The organism is Lichenicoccus sp. (assembly GCF_965276875.1).
GTDB lineage: Bacteria > Pseudomonadota > Alphaproteobacteria > Acetobacterales > Acetobacteraceae > Lichenicoccus.
In genome coordinates this window covers 4,220,019-4,236,919 of sequence record NZ_OZ255701.1, presented here as the reverse complement: position 1 = coordinate 4,236,919, position 16,901 = coordinate 4,220,019, and the positions used below count along the sequence as shown (strand labels likewise).

Below are 16,901 nucleotides of genomic sequence, written 5' to 3'. Positions count from 1 at the left end.
GTAGATACTGGTCTCCCGCAGGCCCACCTTCGGAGGCAGCGCATGCAAGGCAACCGGCTTTTTGGGGAATTCCTGCGCTCCCGCCGTGCGCGGCTGAACCCCGAGATCATGGGCGAAGCAAGTCTGGGCGAGGTCACGCGCCCGCGACGTCGCACGCCGGGCCTCAAGCGCGAGGAGGTCGCTCGGCGCGCCGGCATCAGCGCCGAGTGGTATGTCAAGCTGGAACAAGGCCGCGCCGTCTCGCCCTCCCACGACACCGTGGACGCGCTGGGCCGCGCGCTGATGCTCGATGCCGTGGAGCTCACCCATCTGCGTGCGCTCGCGGCGAAAGGTGGTCGGGCACCCTTCCGGCGCGAAACGGTGCCCGACACCCTCCGCCGCCTCGTGGAGGGCCTGCCCGAGCCGGCCTATCTCACCGGGCAGCGCTGGGACATGCTGGCCTGGAACGCCGCCGCCGTGGCGTTGTTCGGAGATTTCGTCCGCCTGGAGGCCAGCGATCGCAACATCCTGCACTGGATGCTGACAGATCCGGCCGCAAGATCGCTGTTCGGTGATGGGTGGGCCGACGAAGCGCGGCGCATGGTGTCCCTGTTCCGCGCGACACACGACCTCTGGGAAGGGGACGCGGCCTTCGCTGCCCTAGTCCGCCAAGTGGGCGCGGGGTGCCAGGAATTCGAAGGCTGGTGGACGGCATACGGCATCGCGGCACCGGTGTCCGGCACCAAACGGCTGTATCATCCGAGCCTGGGCACGCTCCACTTCGCGTATGCAAGCTTCCAGGCGAACGATGATCCAGCCCTCAAGCTCGCCCTCTACACCCGGCGCTGAGGCGTCCGGTGGACAAGGACCAGCCGGCAGACCGGCGCACGATCCTGGCGGAGGACCGCACGGTGCTTGCGGCCGAGCGCACCTATGCGGCCTGGTTGCGTACCGGCCTTGCCTTTCTCGTCTCGGGACTCGCCGCGCAACGCGTACTTGGCGACCAGCTGGGGAGCCTGGCACTGCGTGTGCTGGCCACGGTGCTGATCATCTGCGCCACAGCCAGCTTCGGGGCCGGCGGCTGGCGCGATACACGATTACGGCGCCGCCTGCCGGAGCCCGCCATCCAACTTTTGCCCAAAGCACTGACTTTGGCTCTCTCGGCGTTGTTGATCATCCTGTCGGTTGCGGTGGCCGTGCTGATCTGGCTGCGCTAGTGCACCGTCACCCGCACGCGGTGCCAGGCGGCGCTCAGATAGCCCTTGAAATTCCAGGTCTCCTCGGGCGAGCACGGCTGCGTCTGTCCGGCACTATCCCAGGCGCGCACCGCCAACTCGTGCTCGCCCTTGGACAGGTCGAGGCTGGCTTGCCAGAGAGTCCAGCTCCAAGGTGCGGCCGGATCGTGCCGCAAGCTGGCCTGCGCCCAGGTCCGGCCGCCGTCCACCGATACGTCCACACGCGTGATCCGACGTGCGCTCGCCATCGCCCAGCCGCTCAGCATGGTGGGGCCGGCCGGCAGTTCGGCCATTGGCGCCGGTTCGCAGATCGCCGAATTCACCGGCAGGTCGTCGATGGTGATGCCCTGGTCCCAGTCGACGGTTGCCTCGCTCACGTTCGGTGGAAACAGCTTGTAGTCGCGCGCCTGCGGCTTTGTGTCGCTCGGGGTGTCCTGCACGGTGATGCCGGTCAGCCATTTCGGGCTGCGGCAGCCGGCGAAGCCGGGCACCACGACGCGCAGCGGAAAGCCGTGCTCGGGTGCCAGCGCCTCGCCGTTCATCTCGAGTGCCAGCAGCACCTCGGGCGACAACGCCTTGGTCATCGGGATGGAAGCGCCGTAGCGAAACGTCTCGCCGTCCGCCTCGCATATGTCGACCGCGGAGAAGGCGACGTGCATGGCGGCACCCTGCGGGGCACTCTCCTGGGCGCCCGCCGCGCGCAGCACCGCGGCCAAAGGCACCCCGGTCCATTCCGCGTTGCCGATCGCGCCCGCTGACCATGGATCGCCGGATACGGGTGCCACGGCCAGCATGTCGGCGCGGCGGTTGCCAGCGCACTGCATGACCGCCGTCACCGTTTGCAGCGGGAAGCGCTCGCGCAGGTCTGCCACCGACAGTTCCAGCGGCGTCGACACCCGGCCGTCCACGCGCAGACGGTGTGTGCGGGCGTCAAGATCGGGGATGTTGCCGTGGCTGCGGACATAGAAGTCGGGCTGCGCCGTGATGGTGGACGCGCGCAGGCGCTCCAGCGGCGGCTCGGCGTTGAATGGCGCCTCGGAGTGGACGATCAGTGCACTCTGGACCAAGGTGCTGCTCCCGCTGTCAGATCAACTGCTTCCACAAACGCGTCGACAGTTCCGCCGCGCGCTCGCGCAGCGAACGGGATTCCCACTCGCGCAACGACACAGCGTGCGCCAGGGCAATCTCATTGCGCAGCATGGCCTCGATGGATGCAGCGGTCTCGTGGCCGAGCACGATCGCGTCGATCTCGTTGTTGTAATAGACTGAACGGCGATCGAAATTCGACGAGCCGATCGCGGTCCAGACGCCATCGATGGTGGCGACCTTGGCATGCAGCACACCGCGATGCACCTCGTGCACCCGAACTCCGGCGCGTAGCAGCCCGCCATAGATGGCGCGCGCGGCATGCGTCGCCGCCGGCACGTCGCTATAGCCGGCCAGCAGCAGATCCACTGCCACCCCGCGACGGGCGGCGTCGGCGAGCAGGCGCCACTCGCGCCGGGTCGGCACGAAATAGCCGGTCGCGAGCAGGATGTGCCGTCGCGCGCCCTCAATCGCGGCACAGATGGAGACGTTGTAGAGCGGACGGCGCTGCCGCGGCGCGCTGCCGGCGACCCGCAGCGTCTGCGTGCCCTGGCTTGGCGTTGGCGTCGGTGCGTCCTGCGGACCGCCGCGCATCGGCAGGTCATCACCGGCGCCGCGACCGGGCCGACTGTTGCCCCGGTCGCGCCAGGTTTTGAAGAACAGCAGCTGGATTTCGGCGACGGCCGGCCCTTCGATGCGGATCGCGTTGTCGATCCAGAACGCCGCATTCGGCTCCGGCCCCTGCCCGGCGCTGGCCGGAGTCTCGTAGGCCTTGGACATGTTGACCCCGCCAAGAAAGCCGATGGCGCCGTCCACCACGGTGAGCTTGCGATGGTCGCGGTCGTTGACGCTGAAATCGAAGGTGCGCCGCAGCGGGTTGACCGAGTGGTATTCGAGCAGACGCACACCGGCGCCGCGCAGGCGTGCGAACTGCGCGTCAGGCGTGTCGGCAGACCCGATCGCATCCCAGATCAGCGCCACCTCGATCCCCGAGCGGGCGCGAGCTTCCAGCAGGCTGAACAGCGACCGGCCGCCAAGGACCACATCCTCGGACGTGTAGTATTCCATATGGACGTGGTCGCGCGCCGCCTCGACGGCATCGAAGATGGCGCAGATCGCGCTTTGCGCATCCTCGAGCAGGGTGACCCGGTTGCCGGAAACCAGCGGGCACTCCGACAATGGCCCGCTCAGCCTCGTATGGTGGTCGAGGGTATCCTGGCGCCAGCCCCGGTCGTCAGCCCCGCCTTGATCGTCAGCCATATCGTCGATCCCGAGGCCACCAAATCCGGGGATTCGGGTCTTTCGTGCGCGCGCCTTTTGCCCGGGCGCGCGTGAGGGTAGAGAGAGGCATGACCGCGCTGTATGCCACCAGGCTCGATCGGTATGTGCTGCGCCAGCTGCTCGCTGCCCTGCTGGCGACGACAGGGGGGCTCGCCGCCCTGATCTGGCTGACCCAGTCGCTGCGCTTCGTGGCGATGGTGGTCGACCGGGGGCTGTCGCTGCGCGTGTTCCTGCAGCTCACCGGCCTGCTGGTCCCGTCGTTCGTCGCGGTCATCCTGCCCATCACCACCTTCGTCGTCGTCCAGTTCATCTATCAGCGCCTGGCCGGCGACCGCGAGCTGACGGTCATGCGCGCCGCCGGGTTGTCGGACTTCGCCATTGCCCGACCGGCGCTGGGCTGCATCGGGATCGCCGTCGTGCTCTCCTACGTGCTGAACCTCTGGATCGTTCCCGTCAGCTACCATGCATTCCGTGAATACGAGTTCGAAATACGCAACAAGATGGCGGCGTTCCTGTTGCAGGAGGGCGTGTTCACCCGCGTTTCGGACAACCTGACCGTCTATGTGCGCACGCGTAGCCAGGACGGCACCCTGCACGGCATCCTGGTCGAGGACGACCGCCAGCAAAATACCCCGGCGACCATCCTCGCCGAGCGCGGCGACTTGGCGACCGCCGCGAACGGCACGCCCACGGTGGTGCTCTATAACGGCTCGCGCGAGGAGATCGATCGCGCCACCGGGCGGCTGAACGTGCTCACCTTCAAGCGCAACAGCATCGATCTCAGCGCCTCGGAGAAGGGCGGCGCGCGCGACCTGGATTCCGCGGAGATGTCGCTCGGCGAGCTGCTGCACCCGGATCCGCGCAGGGTCGCGGCGCGCGACCGCGGCAAGCTGCTGGTCGAGGCGAACCGCCGCCTGACCGCGCCGCTGAGCGCCTTCTCGTTCGCCATGGTGGCCCTGGTGGCGGTGCTGATGGGCGCCTTCAGCCGGCATGGCAGCACCTTGCGGCCGTTGATCGCGATCCTGACGGTGGTTGGGCTGCTCGCCGCCAGCCTGGTCACCCAGAACGTCGCCGCACGCCATACGGCGCTGATCCCGCTGATCTGGGTCGAGGCGATCCTGCCCGGGCTGATCTGCGGGTTCGTGCTGTTCCGTACGCAGGTGCGCCCGGCTGGAACCGCAAGCTCTGGAACCGCAAGCTCTGGAACCGCAAGCTCGGGCCCCACCGCCCCGCGCGCCGCCTGAAGACTGTCATGCCGGTCGCGACCACCCTCTCGCTGTATCTCGGGCGCCAGTTCATCGCCGCCGTGCTGGCAATGATCGCAGCCCTCACCGGGCTGGTATCGCTGTTCGATTTCATCGACCTGCTGCGCCGCGCCGCGACAAGGCCGGATGTCGGCACCGCGCTGGCGCTGCAGATCGCGGCCCTGCGGCTGCCTTATTACTGCATGGAGATCCTGCCGTTCGCGGTGCTGCTCGGCGGCATCGTCTGCTTCTGGCGGCTGACCCGCTCGTCGGAACTGATCGTCGCCCGTGCCGCCGGGGTCTCCGCCTGGCAGTTCCTCGCGGCTCCCCTGGCCAGTGCCCTGTTGCTCGGGGCACTCGCCACCGCCGTGCTGAGCCCGCTCTCGTCGGCGATGTTCGCGCACGCCGAGGCCTTGGACAATCTGTATCTGCGCAACGGCGGCGGCACGCTTGACCTGTCCGGCGGCCAGCTCTGGCTGCGCCAGGCCGATCGCGGGTTCGCACCAGGCGGGGTTGCGATCCTGCACGCGCGCGCCGTGCACATGCAACACGGCGAGCTTGATCTCGGCGGCGTCAGCATCTTTCGGCTCGACGGCTCGGACCATCTGCTGCTGCGCATCGAGGCGCCGCGCGCGCAGCTCAAACACCGGCAATGGCGGCTCGAGAATGCCCGCACGGTCAAGCCGGACCATCTGCCGGTCGCGGTCGGCACCATCAGCCTGCCGACCGACTTCACCGTGCGCCGTGTGCAGGAGAGCTTCGCCTCGCCGGACGCGCTCTCGGTCTGGACCTTGCCGGACTTCATCGCCCTGCTGCAGCGTTCCGGCTTTTCGGCGATTCGCCACCGCCTGCATTTCCAGGCGCTGCTGGCGCTGCCGTTGCTGGCCGGCACCATGGCGCTGGTCGCCGCCGGCTTCTCGATGCGCCCCGCGCGACGCGGCGGGGTCGCGCGGATGATCGGCAGCGGCGTGGTCGCCGGATTCGCGCTGTTCACGGTCTCCAAGATCGCCGAGCAGTTTGGCGATTCCGGCGCGCTGCCACCGATCATGGCGGCCTGGGCGCCCACCGGCGCCGGCCTGATGCTCGCCATCACCCTGCTGCTACATCTGGAGGATGGCTGATGCGCGGCCGAATTGCAGCGTCCGGTTTCGCCGTATGGGCGCTTTCAGCGGCGAGCCCGCCGGCTTTGGCACAAAGCGCGCTCACCGGCCTGTCCGGCGGCAAAGGCGCGCCGGTCTCGCGCAGCGCGCCGGTGACCTTCGAGGCAGACCGGGTCTCCTATGACAACGCGCACAACCTGGTCACCTGGAGCGGCCACGTCGAAATCTGGCAGAACGACCATGTATTGCGCGCCGACGAGGTCACCTTCGACCGCAACACCGGCGTGGCCGCCGCACGCGGTAATGTCGCCATCATCGAGCCCGACGGCCAGGTGCTGTTCGCGCAGTATGCCGAGCTGACCCAGGGCATGCGCGAGATGGTCATGGACAACATGCGGGCCATCCTTGCCAACAACGGCAAGCTCGCGGCCAACGGCGCGCGCCGCACCGACGGCAAGGTCAACGTGATGTCCAAATCGGTCTATACCGCCTGCAAGATCTGCGCGGCCCATCCAGACCAGCCGCCGTTCTGGGAGATCAAGTCCTACAAGGCGACGCAGGATCTCGAGCACAAGCGCATCGAGTATCAGGACAGCACGCTGAATTTCTTTGGCTTCCCGGTCGGCTACCTGCCCTATTTCTCGGTGCCCGACCCGTCGGTGCGTCGCCAGAGCGGCTTCCTCCTCGGCGACATCTCGCCGCACGACAAGCATCTCGGCACCTATGTCACCCTGCCTTATTACTGGGTGATCAACGACCGGTCCGACGCGACCTTCATCCCGCTGATCGCGTCCGCCACCGGGCCGCAGCTCACCAGCCAATACCGGCAATTCTTCAACGAGGGCCGCTTCAGGATTACCGGCGCGATCGCCGACGACACCCACGGTCCCTATGTCTCGGCGGCGGAGCCGCAAGGGCCCGGCCGCGTCGGGGTGTCCGGCTTCGTCTTCGCCAACGCCGACTTCAACTGGAACGACAACTGGCACTACGGCGCCGACGTCAATGTCGCGAGCTCGTCGGACTACATGCGCGACTACCGCATCCCCGGCTACGGCAACGATATCCTGACCAGCGTCGGCTATATCGAGGGCTTCGGCGTCGGCGCCTACTCCCGGCTCGACGCCATCGGCTTTCAGGGGCTGAACACCGGTGCCATCAACCAGAGCCAGTTGCCGTTCGTACTGCCGCGCTACCAGTACAACTTCTTTGGCCAGCCGGATCTGCTCGGCGGCCGCTTCTCGCTGAGCACCAACGATTTCAACGTCTATCGCCCGGACGGCACCTCGGATGAGCGCGCCAGCCTGGTGCTGAACTACGACCGCCCGCTGAAGGGACCGCTCGGACAGCTCTGGGTGCTGACCCTGCACCTCGATTCAGAGACCTATAACGCCCATAAGCTCGATCTGGCGCCGAACTATTCCACCGTGAACGCGGCCAGCACGGCGCAGGCCCTGCCGACCGTGGCGCTGAAGATGAACTGGCCATTCGTGCGCGCACTGCATAACTCCAGCCAGATCATCGAGCCGATCGTCCAGCTCATCGCCGCCCCCAATGCCGGCAACAGCGTCAACGACCATATCCCCAACGAGGACAGCCTCGCCTACGAGTTCACCGACACCACCCTGTTTCAGCTCAACCGGCATGAAGGCATCGACCGGCTCGACGGCGGCTTGCGCGCCAATGTCGGCCTGCACGCCAACTGGACCTTCGGCAGCCAGCAGATCGACGCGCTCGTCGGCCAGTCCTACCAGGAGCATATCGACCGCAATCAGGTGCCAGACAGCGGGCTTACGACGCATGCCTCGGACATCGTCGGCCGGCTCAGCTTTACGCCGGCGGACTGGATCGACTTCACCGCGCGCGGCCGCTTCGATCACGCGACCGGCCAGACCCACTTCGCCGACGGGCTGATCAGCGCCGGCAACACGCTGCTGCGCGTCAGCGGCGGCTATATCTATAACAGCCACGACATCTACTACTACTACGACTCGAACTACCGCACCGGGCACGTCGACCCGCTCTATTTCCTGCCGACCAATGAGGCGACCCTGGGAGTCTCCAGCCAGTTCCGGCAGTACCGGCTGAGCGCCTTTGGCCGTCGCGACCTCGCCACCAATCGGCTGGTCGCCGTCGGCGCGGACGGCGCCTACGAGAACGACTGCTTCATCTTCGACCTGTCGTTCATTCGCCGCTACACCACCATCAACGGCGACGGCGGCGACACCTCGATCCTGTTCACGCTCACCTTCAAGACGATCGGCAGCTTTCCGGTCAATGGCTAGAAACCAATTTCGCAGTGCTCGTGACAAAGAGAAACCCGTGAGAGAGAACCATCGCATGCGCTTTCCCCGCCTCCGGCCAACAACGTTCCCGGGCTTGTTGGTCGCGGGCCTGGTCATGCTGAGCGTCGTGCCCGCGTCGGCGTTCGCGGCGCATCACGCCCGTCCGGCCGCACCTCCGCAGGACACCAACGAGGATGCGATCGTAGCACTGGTCAATGGCGGCATCATCACGCGACGCGACGTCGACAACCGCAGCCGGCTGTTCGCGCTGTCCACCGGACTGCCGATCAGCCCGGAGGTGCAGGCGCGGCTGCGGCCGCAGATCACGCGCCAGCTCATCGACGAGAAGCTGCGCATGCAGGAAATCCAGTCGCGCCACATCGTCATTACCGCCACCCAGATCGCGGCCGCGATCGGGGGGATCGAAAAGCGCAACAACATGCAGCCGAACGCGCTGCGCGACCATCTCATGAAGGACGGCGTGTCGCTGACCACGCTGATCGACCAGCTCCGCGTGCAGCTCGGCTGGACCCAGGTGCTGCGCGAGGATCTCGGCATGCGCGCGCGGGTCTCCAACAGCGCGATCACACAGCGCCAGGCGGCCCTCAAGCGTGAGACCGGTCAGCCGGAATATGACGTCAGCGAAATCTTCATCCCCGTGGAAGACCCCAAGCACGACCAAAGCGCACTGGCCTTTGCACAAACCGTTATCAAGCAGTTGCGCGCCGGCGCGCCGTTCCCGATCGTCGCTGCGGAGTTCAGCCAGGCGCAGACCGCGTTGCAGGGCGGAGCACTCGACTGGGTGCAGGCCGACGCGCTCGATCCGGAGGTGCTCGACATCGTCCAGCAGATGCCGGAGGGCGCGATCAGCAACCCGATCCGGGTAGCCGGCGGCTACGACATCGTCACCCTGCTGGGCAAGCGCACTATCGGCAACCAGATCGCCACCCTCCTGGATCTGCGCCAGGCGTTCGTGCCGTTCACCAGCACGCTCAACCCGCAGGCGCCGACCGCCCAGCAGCAACAGGCGCTGGCGCACGCGCAATCGATCTCGAGCCACGCCACGTCCTGCGACGACATCGAGAAAGCCAACGCCGCCGCCGGCAACGTCCGTCCTGCCAACCCCGGCCAAGTGCAGCTCGCGGCCCTCAATCCGCAGATGCGCGACGTGCTCGATAAGCTCAAGCCGGGACAAGCCACCAAGCCGCTGGTCTCCACCGACGGCATCGCCGTCATCATGGTCTGCGCGCGCGAGACCAAGAACCTCGCCGACCGCACACCCGACCAGATCGCCGACGCCATTCTCGACGAACGGGTCGAGCAGGTCTCGCGCCAGGCGGACCGCGACCTGCACCGCCGCGCCTCGATTTCGATGCGCACCGCCGGCTGACCTGACTCGCGCGGTGGCCGCCGGCACGATCCGCGCGGTCATCGCCCGCCACGGCCTCGATGCGCGCAAGTCGCTCGGGCAGCACTTCCTGCTCGACCTGGCGCTGACCACGAGGATCGCCTCCCTCGCCGGCGACCTCACGGGACGCCATGTTGTCGAGGTTGGCCCCGGTCCGGGCGGGCTGACCCGCGCGCTGCTGGAAAGCCGGGCTGCCACCATCACCGCCATCGAGGTCGACCGGCGCGCCATCGCGGCCCTCGAGGAGTTGCGCGCGGAGCACCCCGAACGGCTGCGCGTCGTCGAAGCGGACGCGGTCGGTCGCGACCTTACGCAGCTCTGCCCGGCACCGCGGCACATTGTCGCCAACCTGCCTTATAACGTGGCCACCCCGCTCCTGGTCGGCTGGCTGCGACAAGCAGCACTCTGGGAGCGGCTGAGCCTGATGTTCCAGTGGGAAGTCGCCGAACGGATTTGCGCGGCACCGGGCAGCGACGCCTATGGGCGGCTCGGGGTGCTGGCGCAATGGTGCACGACCCCCGCGCTGCTGATGCGCATTCCCCCGGGCGCGTTCTGGCCAGCCCCTAAAGTGTTCTCCGCCGTCGTCGGCCTGACCCCGCACCCGACGCAGCCCGAGCCTGCGCTGTTCGCCACCATGGAGCGCCTGACGGCCGCCGCCTTTGGCCAGCGGCGCAAGATGCTGCGCGGCGCCCTCAAGCCGCTCGGCGGCGAGGCGCTGCTGGCCCGCGCCGGGATCGAGGCGAGCCGTCGCGCCGAGACCCTGAGCATCGCCGAGTTCGACCGGCTTGCGCGCCTGTTGGCGGAGCCTTGAAGACCTGGTCGCTCAGGCGATGGACGCCCCGCCAATCATCGGGCATGCCGACCCGGAGCAGGTCATGTAGGTGACCGGGTAGCTTGGTGTGTGGCCATCCTGCGACATGAAGACGGCGCCTTCAACGTTCGCCTGCGCAATAAGGAGGTGGTCCCAAGGATCCGAGTGGTGCCGAGGCAGCGCGCCAAGTGCGACCAGGTGCCTCGGCGCGATCTCCAGCAGGTCGAGGGCCTGGTTTCGCATTTCGGTCACGATGTCCTGAAGATCGGCCTTCAGTTTTCCGATACGCACCTTGACCTGGATCTCCCAAAGCGAAGCTGCCGAGACGAGGACGTCGTTCGCCGGATCCGCGATGAGGCTTCTGGCAGGTGGCCCGACCTTCGCATCACCTGCGAGCCACCAGAGCAGAGCATGTGTATCGAGGAGAAGCTTCACGCCCCTTCACTCTCCATCACAGCCAGTAACTCGGGCGGCAAAACATCGAAGTCCGGGGCAATCTCGATTCTGCCGCGCAAGGTGCCAGGCTGACGGCGGGACGGCGGCGCAGGTTGCGGCGGCTGGATGACCGCGACCACTTCGTCGCGCGAGGTCACGACGAACGACGCGCCGCGGCGGACCTGGCGCATGAAGCCGGAGAAATTGCCGCGGAACTCGCGCACACCGACCTTTCGCGGCGGCAGGGTCGGGGCTTTCTCCTGCTCGGCCATGGCTTGCTCCTCATGTGACCACAATATGTGTACACATAAGACTTGAAGCAGTCAACGAAATGACCATGACCGCGGCATCCGGGTCACTGGCCGGCAGGGACCGGCAGGCACGGCTCGACAGCTAGTGCCGCAGGAGAAACGTAACGCTCTGTTCGCCGACGACCATTCCCAGGAGACCGACGAGGGCGACGAGCGGAGGTGCCGGCGAGCGCACGCGGAGCAAACCGTAGAAAGCGCCGACCACCAGACCGATCGCCAGCGAGATCAGAAAACTCACGCCGTCGCTCCCCAGCTTTCTGGTATCATTGCAGGCTCGTCACCTCCGCTCACCTCATGCAGACGGAATCTGCATGCCTTTTGCGACCGCCGGGCGCGCGCCGACCACGGCAAGCCAGCGATGCAGCGCCGGCTTGTCCTGCAGGCTCCTGGTCAGCGGCTCCTTGAGGATTGTGGTCGCCGCCACCAGCCAAGGGTAGCAGGCGATGTCGGCAATCGAGTACTCGGTTCCGGCGAGATAAGGGGCTTCGGACAACCGCCGCTCGATCACGCCCAGCAGGCGGCCGGCTTCCTGGGTGAAGCGTTCGATCGCCAGCGGCGCCTTTTCTTCCGCGCGCACGGCGAAGAAACCGAGCTGCCCCAGCATTGGCCCCAGTCCCCCGATCTGCCAGTGCAACCACTCAAGCGCCTTGAACCGCGCCGCACCGGACGGAGCCAGGAGCTGTCCCGAGGTTTCGGCGAGATAGGTCAGGATCGCGCCGGATTCAAAAATCGCGAGTGGCGCGCCGTCGCCGGCCGTATCGACGATACGATCGTCGGTAATCGCCGGGATTTTGTTGTTCGGCGCGATCTTCAGGAAGTCGGTCGCGAACTGGTCGTTCTGACTGATGTCGATCGGATGCACCTCATAGGGCAGTCCGATCTCCTCGAGCATGATCGGGATTTTGCGGCCGTTCGGTGTGCTCCACGTATAGAGATGAATCATCTGCGTCTCGCTCGTTTTTGGATGGGACCTGAGTACTCAAGCGGTTCATCTTTACGGCTTGCCGTTCAGCCGAAGAGTTTGGCCGCCGTGCGCGCGACAAGCTCGCCCTGGTGGCGTGCGCCGGCGAGTTCGATGGCGCTTGGCTGACGCGACCCGTCGCCGCCGGCGATGGTCGTCGCACCGTAGGGCGAGCCGCCCACGACCTCATCGAGCGTCATCATCGCCTGGTGGCTATACGGAAGCCCGACGATCACCAGCCCGAGATGCATCAGGTTGGTGATGATGGAAAACAGCGTCGTTTCCTGCCCGCCATGCTGGGTTGCGGTTGACGTGAAGGCGGCACCCACCTTGCCGTTCAGCGCACCACGCGCCCAAAGGCCGCCGGTCTGGTCGAGGAACGCCGCCATTTGCGAGGAGACGCGGCCGTAGCGGGTGCCGGTGCCGACAATGATGGCGTCATAGCTCTCCAGTTCGGCCACCGTCGCAATCGGGGCCGCCTGGTCCAGCTTGAAATGCCCATCACGCGCAACCTCCTCGGGCACCGTCTCGGGCACGCGTCTGACGTCGACCTGCGCACCTCCGGCCCGCGCGCCCTCCGCCATCGCATGCGCCATGGTCTCGATATGACCGTAGGTCGAGTAGTAGAGAACCAATACTTTAGCCATTGAAACCCTCCCGTCGAAGTTCAGCCGGCGTTTCGCGACGCATCCAGTTCGCCTGCCCGCGAAACCGTTCAGCAAAGGCTACGAGACTCGGACGTTCGGTAAAACTGACAAACTTTCGTCAGTTAGGTTCGAGCAAGTCGGTATGTCCGTTGATCTTGGCCTCGGATCGCCTGGCGCGGTCTCAGGATGCGGCGGCCACGAAGCAGCCTGAAAGATAGGGATCCGCCGCCAGCAGGTCGCGCAGGGCGACGGCCTGGTCGTCGGGCAGGCACACAACCAGCGCGCGAAAGAACCCGACCTCGCCGCGTGCCCGCGCCTGGAACAGATGGGTCAGGGCCGTGGCCCATGCCGGCCTGCCGCCGCAACAGGCGCAGGCGACCGGGTGCGCACCGGCCGGAGGCAGCACCAGAGTCGCGGCCCAGCCGGCGACGGAGGGGGCCGACCCGGCCCCCACGATCAGGGCCGCGGCAGGCGATGGCTGCGGCACGTAGGCTGCGAAACGCACCGGGATGCGGGCATCGATTAGCATAGTCTTCTGGACAGAGGCGTCGGCAGACGCAACATACCCTCCTCATGATCTGCCTCCTCATGCTCGGGGGCGACACCGGAAGACAAGCCCCGAATGACCAGACCGCATCTTCTCGAAGCCCTACGCGACCAGGTGCTGCTCTGCGACGGCGGCATGGGCTCGCGCGTGCAGATGCTGACCCTGGACGTCGAAGCCGACTATTGGGGCCGCGAGAACTGCACCGAGGTGCTCAACCTGTCCCGCCCGGAGCTGGTGCGCGAAATCCATCGCGGCTATTTCGCCGCGGGCGCGGACATGGTCGAGACCAACAGCTTCGGCGGCTCGCCGATCACGCTTGCCGAGTTCGACCTGCAGGACCGCACCCTGGAGATCAACCGGATCGCCGCCGAGCTTGCCCGCGAAGCCGCGGACAGCTTCTCAGACGGCCGGCATCGCTACGTGATCGGCTCGATCGGGCCCGGCACCAAGCTGCCCAGCCTGGGCAATATCGCCTATGATCCGCTGGAAGCCGCACTCGCCGAGCAGTCCCGCGGCCTGATCGCCGGCGGCGTCGATGCGCTGCTGATCGAGACCTGCCAGGACACGCTGCAGATCAAGGCCGCGGTCAACGGCGCCAAGCTCGCGCGGATGGAGGCCGGCACCGACACGCCGATCTTCGTCCAAGTCACGGTCGAGACCACCGGCACCTTGCTGGTCGGGCCGGACATTGCCGCCGCCGCGACCACGATCCATGCGCTCGACGTGCCGCTGCTGGGGCTGAACTGCGCCACGGGCCCGCAGGAGATGGCCGAGCATGTGCGCTGGCTGGCGCAGAACTGGCCTGGTTTGCTCTCGGTGCAGCCGAACGCCGGCCTGCCGGAGCTCGTCGACGGGCTGACCCACTACCCACTGGGGGCGGCCGAGATGGCGTCCTGGGTCGAGCGATTTATCGTCGAGGACGGGCTGAACCTGATCGGCGGCTGCTGCGGCACCTCGACCCCGCATATCGAGGCGCTGGATGCGATGCTGCGCGCGCGCGCCGGCGGCGGTCTGCGGCCGCGCCCGGTCGCCCGCACCCCGGTCTGGATCCCCTCGGTCGCCAGCCTCTACGGCCAGGTGCCGCTGCGCCAGGAGAACAGCTATTTCTCGATCGGCGAGCGCTGCAACGCCAATGGCTCCAAGAAGTGGCGCGAGCTGCAGGAAGCCGGCGACTGGGACGCCGCGGTCTCGGTCGGGCGCGAGCAGGTCGCCGAGGGCAGCAACAGCCTGGATGTCTGCACGGCCTTCGTCGGCCGCGACGAGCTCGGCGAGATGAACGAGGTGATCCGCCGCTTCACCAGTAGCGTCAATTCGCCTTTGGTCATCGACAGCACCGAGACACGCGTCATCGAGGCGGCGCTCAAGCTGCATGGCGGCAAGCCGATTATCAACTCGCTGAACTTCGAGGATGGCGAGGAGCACGCCGCCGCCCGCCTGCGGCTCGCACGCAAGTTTGGCGCCGCCGTGGTCGCCGGCACCATCGACGAGACCGGCATGGCCAAGACCGCCGAGCGCAAGATCGAGATTGCCGAGCGCCTGGTGTCGTTCTGCTGCGACACGCACGGCCTGCCGCAATCGGATCTGATGATCGACCCGCTGGTGCTGACGGTGGCGACCGGTAACGAAGACGACCGCAAGCTCGCCCTCTGGACCCTGCAGGGCATCCAGGGGATCCATGACCGTTTCCCCGACGTGCAGATCGTGCTCGGGCTGTCCAACGTCAGCTTCGGCCTGAACGCGGCGGCGCGGGCGGTGCTGAACTCGGTGTTCCTTGATCTCGCGGTCAAGGCCGGCATGACGGCGGCGATCGTGCATGTCAGCAAAATCCGCCCGCTGCACCAGATCGCGCCCGAGGAGGCGCGCGTCGCCGAGGATCTGCTGCTGGATCGTCGCTCGGAGGGCTATGATCCGCTGCACCGTCTGCTGGAGCTGTTCGCCGACCGCAAGGCGTCCGAGGCGGTCAAGAAGAGCCGCGCCGAGACCGTCGAGGAGCGGCTGCGCGACCGCATCGTCGATGGCGACCGCAAGGGCCTGGAGAACGAGCTCGATCTCGCGATGACCACCAACAAGCCGCTCGACATCATCAACACCATCCTGCTCGACGGCATGAAGACCGTGGGCGAGCTGTTCGGCGCCGGCAAGATGCAGCTGCCCTTCGTGCTGCAATCGGCGGAGACGATGAAGGCCGCCGTCGCTCATCTCGAGCCGCACATGGAGCGGCTGGAGGGCGACACCCGCGGCACCATCGTGCTGGCCACGGTGAAGGGCGACGTGCACGATATCGGCAAGAACCTGGTCGACATCATCCTCACCAATAACGGCTACCGGGTGGTCAATCTCGGCATCAAGGTGCCGCTCGCCGACATGGTCTCCGCCGTACGCGAGAAGCGTGCGGACGCCATCGGCATGTCCGGCCTGCTGGTGAAATCCACCGTGGTGATGCGCGAGAACCTCGAGGAGATGTCGCGACAGGGCCTGCAAATCCCGGTGCTGCTGGGCGGTGCCGCACTCACCCGCAACTACGTCGAGGAGGAGTGCGTCGCGGCCTACGCCGGCGGCCGGGTGGCCTATGCGCGCGACGCCTTTGACGGGCTAGGGCTGATGGACAAGGTGGCCTCGGGGGGCTTCGACGACTATCTCGCGGCCCTGCAATCACGCAGGAAGGGCAAGGCACGGGCCAAGCCGCGTGCGCCGGAGCAGGCGGAGGTGCGCGGCTTTGCCCCCGTGGACGTGCTGGCCGCACAGGCACGACGCCACCGGGTCAACCAGGGGCTGGAGCCCGCAACGCCGCCGTTTTGGGGGGCGCGGACGATCGCGGCCACCCCGGAGGCGGTGCTGCCGTTCCTCAACGAGCGCAGCCTGTATCAATTCCAATGGGGCTTTCGCAAACAGGGCCGCTCGCTCGACGATTTCCTCGGCTGGGCCAAGCAGGAGCTGCGTCCGGTGCTGCGTCGCATGCTGGCGCTCAGCAAGCAGGACGACATCCTGCATCCCCGTGCCATCTATGGCTACTGGAAGGCCGCCGGTCAGGGCAACGACCTGATCCTGTTCGAACAGGATGGCAGCACCGAGGCTGCGCGCTTTACCCTGCCGCGTCAGCCGCGCGAGGACGGCGCCTGTGTCGCCGACTTCGTGCGCGACATCGACGACAATGTGCGAGACGTAATCGGCCTGCAGGTGGTCACCGTCGGCCAGCAGGCATCCGACGTGGCCCGCGCGTGGTTCGAGGCCAACCGCTACCAGGATTATCTCTATCTGCACGGCCTGTCGGTGGAGATGGCCGAGGCGATGGCGGAATACACCCACAAGCGCATACGCGCTGAACTCGGCTATGCCCGCGAGGACGACCGCGACATGGACAAGCTGTTGCAGCAGGGCTATCGCGGCTCGCGCTACTCCTTCGGCTACCCGGCGGTGCCGCGCCTGGAGGACCAGGTTCCGCTGCTCGGCCTGCTCGGCGCCGAGCAGATCGGCGTCACCCTATCGGACGGCTACCAGCTGCATCCCGAGCAATCGACCAGCGCCCTGGTGGTCCTCAACCCCGCCGCGAAATACTTCACGATCTGAAGGCGAA

General features: G+C 67.0%; 16 protein-coding genes. 8 read left to right on the top strand and 8 right to left on the bottom strand.

Annotated features, from left to right (window positions below):
- Window positions 1-42 precede the first annotated feature (42 nt).
- On the top strand, window positions 43-828 hold the full coding sequence (locus tag ACQY4K_RS20525; protein ID WP_428392074.1) for a helix-turn-helix transcriptional regulator: 786 nt from the start codon (window positions 43-45) through the stop codon (window positions 826-828).
- Between the two features lie 8 nt (window positions 829-836).
- A complete protein-coding gene (locus ACQY4K_RS20520) occupies window positions 837-1,196 on the top strand; it encodes a DUF202 domain-containing protein (RefSeq protein WP_428392072.1) in 360 nt (119 codons plus the stop codon).
- Here the strand turns inward: ACQY4K_RS20520 and ACQY4K_RS20515 are convergent.
- Window positions 1,193-2,281, bottom strand: a complete 1,089-nt coding sequence (locus ACQY4K_RS20515) for a molybdopterin-dependent oxidoreductase (RefSeq protein WP_428392070.1) — start codon at window positions 2,279-2,281, stop codon at window positions 1,193-1,195. The two genes, ACQY4K_RS20520 and ACQY4K_RS20515, sit on opposite strands and share 4 nt — an antisense overlap.
- 16 nt (window positions 2,282-2,297) lie before the next feature.
- Window positions 2,298-3,560 (bottom strand): phospholipase D-like domain-containing protein, encoded by a 1,263-nt coding sequence (locus ACQY4K_RS20510; protein ID WP_428392068.1) that lies wholly within the window; start codon window positions 3,558-3,560, stop codon window positions 2,298-2,300.
- An 89-nt stretch (window positions 3,561-3,649) separates the two neighbouring features.
- Between ACQY4K_RS20510 and lptF the strand changes: the two genes are divergently transcribed.
- Genes lptF through rsmA form a run of 5 tightly spaced genes read left to right on the top strand, consistent with a single transcriptional unit; the run spans window position 3,650 to window position 10,426 of the window.
- On the top strand, window positions 3,650-4,825 hold the full coding sequence (lptF, locus tag ACQY4K_RS20505; protein ID WP_428392067.1) for an LPS export ABC transporter permease LptF: 1,176 nt from the start codon (window positions 3,650-3,652) through the stop codon (window positions 4,823-4,825).
- 8 nt (window positions 4,826-4,833) lie between these two features.
- Complete coding sequence (lptG, locus tag ACQY4K_RS20500; protein WP_428392065.1) at window positions 4,834-5,946, top strand: LPS export ABC transporter permease LptG; 1,113 nt, start codon at window positions 4,834-4,836, stop codon at window positions 5,944-5,946.
- A complete protein-coding gene (locus ACQY4K_RS20495; RefSeq protein WP_428392063.1) occupies window positions 5,946-8,207 on the top strand; it encodes an LPS-assembly protein LptD in 2,262 nt (753 codons plus the stop codon). Before lptG ends, ACQY4K_RS20495 begins: the two co-directional genes overlap by 1 nt.
- 55 nt (window positions 8,208-8,262) lie before the next feature.
- A complete protein-coding gene (locus ACQY4K_RS20490; protein ID WP_428392062.1) occupies window positions 8,263-9,597 on the top strand; it encodes a peptidylprolyl isomerase in 1,335 nt (444 codons plus the stop codon).
- A gap of 13 nt (window positions 9,598-9,610) precedes the next feature.
- A complete protein-coding gene (gene rsmA / locus ACQY4K_RS20485; protein WP_428392060.1) occupies window positions 9,611-10,426 on the top strand; it encodes a 16S rRNA (adenine(1518)-N(6)/adenine(1519)-N(6))-dimethyltransferase RsmA in 816 nt (271 codons plus the stop codon).
- Between the two features lie 12 nt (window positions 10,427-10,438).
- On the opposite strand, the gene ACQY4K_RS20480 is transcribed toward rsmA, so the two are convergent.
- The 6 genes from ACQY4K_RS20480 to ACQY4K_RS20455 form a co-directional block, all read right to left on the bottom strand.
- Window positions 10,439-10,861, bottom strand: a complete 423-nt coding sequence (locus tag ACQY4K_RS20480; RefSeq protein WP_428392058.1) for a type II toxin-antitoxin system VapC family toxin — start codon at window positions 10,859-10,861, stop codon at window positions 10,439-10,441.
- A complete protein-coding gene (locus ACQY4K_RS20475; RefSeq protein WP_428392056.1) occupies window positions 10,858-11,133 on the bottom strand; it encodes a type II toxin-antitoxin system Phd/YefM family antitoxin in 276 nt (91 codons plus the stop codon). The genes ACQY4K_RS20480 and ACQY4K_RS20475 overlap by 4 nt, the downstream gene beginning before the upstream one ends.
- A gap of 121 nt (window positions 11,134-11,254) precedes the next feature.
- Window positions 11,255-11,410 (bottom strand): DUF1427 family protein, encoded by a 156-nt coding sequence (locus ACQY4K_RS20470; protein WP_428392055.1) that lies wholly within the window; start codon window positions 11,408-11,410, stop codon window positions 11,255-11,257.
- A 54-nt stretch (window positions 11,411-11,464) separates the two neighbouring features.
- On the bottom strand, window positions 11,465-12,115 hold the full coding sequence (locus tag ACQY4K_RS20465; RefSeq protein ID WP_428392053.1) for a glutathione S-transferase C-terminal domain-containing protein: 651 nt from the start codon (window positions 12,113-12,115) through the stop codon (window positions 11,465-11,467).
- 65 nt (window positions 12,116-12,180) lie between these two features.
- Entirely contained in the window at window positions 12,181-12,780 is a 600-nt protein-coding gene (gene wrbA / locus ACQY4K_RS20460) for an NAD(P)H:quinone oxidoreductase (protein WP_428392051.1), read from the bottom strand.
- 181 nt (window positions 12,781-12,961) lie between these two features.
- The gene (locus tag ACQY4K_RS20455; protein ID WP_428392049.1) at window positions 12,962-13,309 is read right to left on the bottom strand and encodes a hypothetical protein; all 348 of its coding nucleotides are present in this window, start codon (window positions 13,307-13,309) and stop codon (window positions 12,962-12,964) included.
- A gap of 93 nt (window positions 13,310-13,402) precedes the next feature.
- Between ACQY4K_RS20455 and metH the strand changes: the two genes are divergently transcribed.
- Window positions 13,403-16,894, top strand: coding sequence for a methionine synthase (gene metH / locus ACQY4K_RS20450; RefSeq protein WP_428392048.1), 3,492 nt, complete (start codon window positions 13,403-13,405; stop codon window positions 16,892-16,894).
- Window positions 16,895-16,901 lie beyond the last annotated feature (7 nt).